Annotated in this window: 8 protein-coding genes; 5 read left to right on the top strand and 3 right to left on the bottom strand. The window is 73.9% G+C overall.

The window, feature by feature from the left end:
* The first annotated feature begins 123 nt into the window (after nucleotides 1-123).
* Entirely contained in the window at nucleotides 124-804 is a 681-nt protein-coding gene (locus K933_RS09915) for a 6-hydroxymethylpterin diphosphokinase MptE-like protein (protein ID WP_023394595.1), read from the top strand.
* A gap of 201 nt (nucleotides 805-1,005) precedes the next feature.
* Nucleotides 1,006-1,623: a proteasome subunit beta gene (locus tag K933_RS09920; protein ID WP_023394596.1), complete on the top strand. Its 618-nt coding sequence runs from the start codon at nucleotides 1,006-1,008 to the stop codon at nucleotides 1,621-1,623.
* On the opposite strand, the gene K933_RS09925 is transcribed toward K933_RS09920, so the two are convergent.
* Both K933_RS09925 and K933_RS09930 read right to left on the bottom strand, forming a co-directional pair.
* On the bottom strand, nucleotides 1,593-2,702 hold the full coding sequence (locus tag K933_RS09925) for a DUF7351 domain-containing protein (RefSeq protein ID WP_023394597.1): 1,110 nt from the start codon (nucleotides 2,700-2,702) through the stop codon (nucleotides 1,593-1,595). The genes K933_RS09920 and K933_RS09925 overlap by 31 nt on opposite strands.
* Complete coding sequence (locus tag K933_RS09930) at nucleotides 2,699-3,697, bottom strand: TIGR04024 family LLM class F420-dependent oxidoreductase (protein WP_023394598.1); 999 nt, start codon at nucleotides 3,695-3,697, stop codon at nucleotides 2,699-2,701. Before K933_RS09930 ends, K933_RS09925 begins: the two co-directional genes overlap by 4 nt.
* A 178-nt stretch (nucleotides 3,698-3,875) precedes the next feature.
* Here K933_RS09930 and K933_RS09935 point away from each other — a divergent pair, with 178 nt between their 5' ends.
* Together K933_RS09935 and K933_RS09940 are read left to right on the top strand one after the other, a co-directional pair.
* Nucleotides 3,876-4,304, top strand: coding sequence for a hypothetical protein (locus tag K933_RS09935; protein WP_023394599.1), 429 nt, complete (start codon nucleotides 3,876-3,878; stop codon nucleotides 4,302-4,304).
* Nucleotides 4,305-4,405: 101 nt separating this feature from the next.
* Nucleotides 4,406-5,821: a cryptochrome/photolyase family protein gene (locus K933_RS09940; RefSeq protein WP_023394600.1), complete on the top strand. Its 1,416-nt coding sequence runs from the start codon at nucleotides 4,406-4,408 to the stop codon at nucleotides 5,819-5,821.
* A gap of 16 nt (nucleotides 5,822-5,837) precedes the next feature.
* Here K933_RS09940 and K933_RS18725 read toward each other — a convergent pair whose 3' ends face one another.
* A complete protein-coding gene (locus K933_RS18725; protein WP_023394601.1) occupies nucleotides 5,838-5,978 on the bottom strand; it encodes a hypothetical protein in 141 nt (46 codons plus the stop codon).
* 96 nt (nucleotides 5,979-6,074) lie between these two features.
* Here K933_RS18725 and K933_RS09945 point away from each other — a divergent pair.
* A partial coding sequence (locus K933_RS09945; protein WP_023394602.1) for a DJ-1/PfpI family protein occupies nucleotides 6,075-6,339 on the top strand: 265 nt, incomplete at its 3' end.

Genomic DNA, 6,339 nt, shown 5'->3' on the forward strand with positions numbered 1-6,339 from the left:
TACCGACACGGCAGATACCACCGATTGGAAGCCGGAAGGGCACTACGGGTAGGGGTACTTGGGTGCCGTTCCGGCTCAACTCCGTATATTTAACTCGTCAGCGACGGCGTTGGCGGTGACCACATGAACTTCGCCACCTGGGAGCCGGTGTACGAACGCCTCCTCGCGGACTTCGGCTACGACCGCGCCGGCGACGAGGCGGCGCGCGACCGGCTGGCGGCGTTCGCGCGGCCGTTCGACACCGACAGGCTCGACTGTTCGGGGCGGAGCGTCGCCGTCGCCGGGGCCGGGCCGTCGCTGGAGGGGGAGGCGGACCGCGCCCGCGAGGCCGACCGGGTGTTCGCCGCCTCGACGGCGACCGACCGCCTCGTCGACGCGGGCGTCGGCGTCGACGCGATGGTGACGGACCTCGACAAGAACCCCGAGACCGGTGTAGACCGGACCGCCCGCGGGGAGGTGGTGGTGGCGCACGCCCACGGCGACAACCGCGACCTGATAGCCGAGTGGCTCCCGCGGTACGACGCCGACCACGTGCTCGCGACGACGCAGGCGGCTCCCGCGGGGCCGGTGGCCAACTTCGGCGGGTTCACCGACGGCGACCGGGCGGCGTTCCTCGCCGACGCGATGGGCGCCGCCGAACTCGTCTTCGTCGGCTGGGAGTTCGACGACCCGAGCGTCTCCGAGGCGAAAGCCCGGAAACTCGGCTGGGCCGAGCGCCTGCTGGCGTGGCTCGAACGCCTGCGGGGCGAGCGGTTTTCGGTACTGGACGGCCGGCGCGACGGGGTCGAACCCGTCCGGGAGTGACCCCGGCCGCGAGGGGGTCGAACACGACCCGTCCGGACGGCGACGCCGGGTCGGCCGGCCGAACACACGTACCTCGGCCGGTCGAACCCGGACGGTCCCGACAGCCGACCGTGGGAACGCGACGGCCGGGAAAATCCCGACGGCCGCCGGCTAAGACATATTTTAGCGGATACTTATTCGGGGGCGACCCCGAGCGGGGGTGTGGACAGACGAGAGACCGAAACCGAGTTCGGGACGACGATAGTGGGACTCGTGGCCGACGGCGGCGTCGTGTTGGCGTCCGACCGGCGGGCGAGCGCGGGCGGGATGGTGTCGAGCAAACGCGCGAAGAAGGTGTTCGAGGTGGGCGACCGGGCGGGGCTGGCCTTTACGGGCGCCGTCTCGGGCGCGCAGGCGCTGGTGTCGCGGCTGGACAACGAGGTCCGGCTGTACGAACTCCGGCGGGACCGCCGGATGCCGGTGGACGCGCTCGCGTCGCTCGCGGGGAACGTGATGCGCGGCGAGCGGTTCGGCGTCCAGCACCTCCTCGGCGGCGTCGACGCCGACGGCCCGCGACTGTACGGCTTCGACGCCGGCGGCGCCGCGCTCGAACACGCGTTCGCCGCCGACGGGTCGGGCGGCCCCACGGCGTACGGCCTGCTGGAGGCGGAGTACGCGGAGGGGATGCCCCTCGACGCGGCCCGCTCGCTCGCCGCGCGGGCGGTCGCCGCGGCCTGCGAGCGCGACCTGGCGTCGGGGAACGGGCTCCGGGTGGCGACGTTCACGGGCGAGGGGACCGACGTGGCGGTTTACGACGACCCCGCGGTCGTCGCCTCGTAGTCGTCCGCGGTCGCGCCCGCGGGGTCGCCCTCCGAGTCGTTCGCGTCGACGGGTTTCGTCCCGCCGCTCCGGCCCTCCGGCTCGCCGTTCGGGCCGCGTTCGTCGGCGTCCGGACGCCCCTCCGCGGTGTCGCCGTCGACCGACGCCCGCTCGGTGTCGACCACGGTCGGGCCGTCGCCGACGAGGAGGCTCAGCCGCTCGTCGTCGAGACGGACCGACACCCGGACCGCCGGTGGCTCCCGCGACAGGACGGTCTCGCCCCACTCGGGGCCGAGGTTCCAGACGGGGCGGTCGCGGACCGACTCGCCGTGCGTCTCGAAGAACGCGACGACCGCCGGGTGTTCGACCAGCGCGAGCGACACCGGCGCGCGCACGCGGAACTCGCAGTCGGCACAGGTCCCCGCGAGGACGGGTCGGGACGCCTCGCCCGGCAGGCCGGGCGTCTCGGCGAACTCGATGCGGCCGCGCGCCCGGCCGGCGCAGTCGGGGCAGACGCCGTCGGCGAGCAGGCGAAAGCGGGTGCGGTGGTGGGCGTCGAACGCGTCGAGCACCGCGTCGGCGTCGCGGCCGCGGACCCCGCTCGGGGGGAACGGCAGCGAGAGGAGTTCCCGGCCGCAGTCGGTGCACGCGACCGCGACGTAGTTGTCGGCGACCCGCGCCGACAGCGCCGCCGCGTCACAGACCGGGCAGTCGCCCGCCATCGGCTCGGGGTCGCGGTCGACCCGTTCGGTGTACGTCCCGGCCGCGAGCGCGCGTGCGACCTGCCGGCCGGCGTACGTCAGGTGGTACCGCTCGGTCTCCTCCCCCTTGCGGACGTAGCGGTCGGTGAGTTGACGGAGGTGGTAGGCGAACCCCGCGGTGGTCTCCTCGCCGCTCGCCTCGAACAGGTCGGTGAACGTCGGCGGCTCGTCGGCCGCCGCGAGCGTCCGGAGCGTCCGCAGGCGCGTCTCCGACCCCAGCGCGGCGAACGCGTCGTCGGCGGCGGCCGCCGGGTCGGCGTCGGTCCCGGCGTCCGCGTCGAACCCACGCGCGTCGCCCTCGCCGTCGCCGCCCCCGCCCGCCCGGTCGTCGCGGCTCACGCCGCCATCGCCTCCAGCGTCGCCCGAACCTCCTCGTCGGTCGCGCCGCGGGGGAACGAGACGGCCACCGCGTCGACGCCGGCGAGATCCGTGAACGCGTCCAGTCGGGCGCGCGCCGCCTCGGGCGTCCCCGCGGCCGCGAGGTCGGCGAGCAGGTCGTCGGGGACGGCCGACACCGCCGCCTCGCGGTCGCCGCCCGTCCACGCGTCGTGGACGGTGTGGGCCGCCTCGCCGTACCCCTGTCGCGCGAGCGCGTCGCGGTAGAACGTCCCCATCCCGCCGAGGTAGAACGCGAGGTGCTCGCGCGCGAGTTCGCGGGCGCGCTCGCCGTCGTCGAGCGCACAGCAGGTGACCGACAGCGTCACGCGGAGGTCGTCGGGGTCGCGGTCGCCCAACTCCGCGCCGCGGCGGAGGTCCGCCAGCCGGTCGCGGAACCCGTCGGGCGTCAGCGCGAACCCGTGCCAACCGTCGGCGAACCGCCCGCAGAGTTCGACCGCCTTCGGTCCCATCCCGGCGGCGTCGACGGGCGGGACGGGGTCGGGCGCCCCCTGCCGGAGCCGGAACCCGCCGAGGTCGAAGAGGTCGCCCTCGTAGTCGACCACGTCGCCCGACAGCACCGTCCTCACCACCTCGACGTACTCGCGGGTGCGCCGGAGCGGCCGGTCGAAGTCGCCGCCGTGCCACTGCTCGACCACCGCCGGTCCCGAGGGACCGAGACCGAGGCGGAACCGGCCGTCGCTCGCCTCCTGGAGCGTCGCGGCGGTTTGGCCGACCAGCGCGGGCGACCGCGAGTAGACGTTGGTGATCGAGCTACCGAGACCGATCTCGTCGGTTCGTTCGGCCGCGAGCGCGAGCGTCGTGACGGCGTCGCGTCCCCACGTCTCGGGGAGCCACGCCCGGTCGTACCCCGCCTCCTCGGCGGCGGCCGCGAGCGAGACTAGCCCGTCGAGCGACGGCTGGGCCGCGACGGGGAGCGAGGCGTCGAGCGCTGTCATGGCTCCGGGGAGGCGCCCCCCGGGGAAGAATCCCCCGCCGGTCCCCGGTTCGCCGCCGGTTCGGGCCGGGGCGGACCGCGACCCGGCGGACGGCTCGCGACCCGCGACGCCGCCGAAGCCGAACGCTACCGCCCGATAGGCGCGCGATAACTAACCCGCCGGTGGCGAACCAGCGGACATGAGCATCTGGGACTCGCCGGAGGCCCGGTTCGGCGACGAGTTGCGGTCGCTCGTCGAGGCGGCCGTACGGAAGGACGCACCGCCGCGCGCCGTAGAGGAGTGTCTCCAGCGGGAAGCCCAGCGGGTCCGCGAGACGCGCACGGCGTACCGGGCGTTCGTCTACGAGTGTCCCGACCCGGACTGTCGGTCGTCGTACACCCACCTGATCGACCGCGAGGCGGTGACCTGCGAGGAGTGTGGCGACTACCTCCGGCTGATCGACTCGCTCGACCGGAACGGCGAGCGCGTACTCCGGTTCGCGTGCGACGACGACCACACCAGCCGGGCGCACACCGTCGACCTGCGGAAGATCCGGTGTGCGATCCACGGCGACCGGATGGAGGTTGCCGAGTCGTACACCACGACCGAGGGGTTCGGCCGGGTCTGACCGGCGGACAGAAACCCCCCGACGGACCGCCGGAGGAGTCGGGACGACCGGCCTCGTGGCGGTCCAGTAGCCTCATTAGCCGCCCGCGCCTGGATCGGTCGATGCGCCTCTTCTGGCACCGGCGGGACCTCAGAGTCGCCGACAACCGGGGGCTGGCGGCGGCCGCGCGCGACGACGGCGGCGACACCGTCCTCGCGGTGTTCGTCTTCGACGACGCGGTACTGGAGTACGCCGCGCCGCCGCGCGTCCGCTACATGCTCGACGCGCTGTCGGCGCTCCGCGAGCGCTACCGCGAGCGCGGGTCGGACCTCCTGACCGTCCGCGGGGACCCGAGCGCGGAACTCCCGGCGCTCGCCGACGAGTACGACGCCGACCGGGTGTACTGGAACGAGGACTACTCCGGGCTGGCGCGGGAACGCGACCGGGCGGTCGAGGGGGCGTTGACGCGGGCGATGGTCGACGTGCGGACGGTCCACGACGCGGTCCACCACGAACCCGGCGCGATCACGACCACCGACGGCGACCCCTACCGGGTGTACAGCTACTTCTGGAAGAAGTGGCGCGACCGCGAGAAGCGCGACCCGGTCGACCCGCCCGCCGCAGACGCGCTCGCGGACGTGACCGGCGACGACCTCCCCTCGATCGGCGACCTGGGGTTCGAGGACCCCGACGCCGACGTGCAGTCCGCGGGGACGGAGGCGGCGCGCGAGCGACTCGACGCGTTCTGCGACGGGCCGATACACGAGTACGAGGCGGCGCGCGACTACCCCGCCCGGGAGAACACCTCGCGGCTCTCGGCGGACCTCAAGTGGGGGACGGTCGGCGTCCGCGAGGTGTACGAGGCGACCGTCGACGCCCGCGAGGGGCGGACCGGCGACGCCGACGAGTCGGTCGAGACGTTCCGGTCGCAGCTCGCGTGGCGGGAGTTCTACGCGCAGGTGCTGTGGGACGAGCCGTCGGTCGCGGCGGAGAACTACAAGTCGTACGCCAACCCCATCGAGTGGCGCGACGCGCCCGACGACCTCCGGGCGTGGAAAGAGGGCGAGACGGGCTACCCCATCGTCGACGCGGGGATGCGCCAGCTACGGGAGGAGGCGTTCGTGCACAACAGGCTCCGGATGATCGTCGCGTCGTTCCTCACGAAGGACCTCCGAATCGACTGGCGGGAGGGGTACGCCCACTTCCGCGAGCACCTCGCGGACCACGACACTGCCAACGACACCGGCGGCTGGCAGTGGGCCGCCTCCACCGGCACCGACGCCCAGCCGTACTTCCGGATCTTCAACCCCGTCACGCAGGGCGAAAAGTACGACCCCGACGCCGAGTACATCCGCGAGTACGTCCCCGAACTCGCCGACGTACCCGCCGACCGGGTCCACGAGTGGACGGAACTGACCGACGGGGAGCGCCGCGAGACGTGCGAGGCGTACCCCCACCCCGTCGTCGACCACGGCGAGGCGCGCGAGGCGGCGCTCGCGATGTTCGAGCGGGCGCGCGGCGAGGACGACGACGGCTGAGCGGGGTCCCGGGAGTTCAGACCCCTCGGCGCTCGACGCCGAGGACGGCGCCGCACGCCGGACACTCCCAGACGCCCACCTCGCTCTCGTAGCGCGCGTCGGTGTCGCTCGCGACCACCTCGCGGAGTTCGGTCTCGCAGTGGGGGCAGTGGCCCATACTCGGCCCGACGGCGACCGGTCACGTGGCTCTTCCCCCGTCGACGGGAGGCCGAAGGCGCGACACCGATTTGGTCGGGGCGTCCACACGACACCTATGGACATCGCCGTGCTGCTGTACGAGGGGTTCGACGAACTCGACGCGGTCGGCCCGTTCGAGGTGTTCCGCAACGCCGAGAGCGAGGGCGCCGACTTCAACACCCGGCTGGTCGCCTTAGAGGGTGCGGGACCGGTCACCGCGAGCCACGGGATGCGCGTCGCGAGCGAGGGCGGCCTGCGCGACCCCGGCGCGGTGGACCTGCTCGTGGTGCCGGGCGGCGGGTGGAACGACGGGAGCGCCGCCGGCGCGCGCGCGGAGGCCG

Origin of the sequence: Candidatus Halobonum tyrrellensis G22, assembly GCF_000495475.1 — an archaeon.
Classification (GTDB): domain Archaea; phylum Halobacteriota; class Halobacteria; order Halobacteriales; family Haloferacaceae; genus Halobonum; species Halobonum tyrrellense.

Excerpts from the sequence above, each read along its gene's own strand:
- K933_RS09940 (WP_023394600.1), top strand. The coding sequence starts at position 4,406 with ATGCGCCTCTTCTGGCACCGGCGGGACCTCAGAGTCGCCGACAACCGG.
- K933_RS18725 (WP_023394601.1), bottom strand. The coding sequence starts at position 5,978 with ATGGGCCACTGCCCCCACTGCGAGACCGAACTCCGCGAGGTGGTCGCG.
- K933_RS09915 (WP_023394595.1), top strand. The coding sequence starts at position 124 with ATGAACTTCGCCACCTGGGAGCCGGTGTACGAACGCCTCCTCGCGGAC.
- K933_RS09935 (WP_023394599.1), top strand. The coding sequence starts at position 3,876 with ATGAGCATCTGGGACTCGCCGGAGGCCCGGTTCGGCGACGAGTTGCGG.
- K933_RS09930 (WP_023394598.1), bottom strand. The coding sequence starts at position 3,697 with ATGACAGCGCTCGACGCCTCGCTCCCCGTCGCGGCCCAGCCGTCGCTC.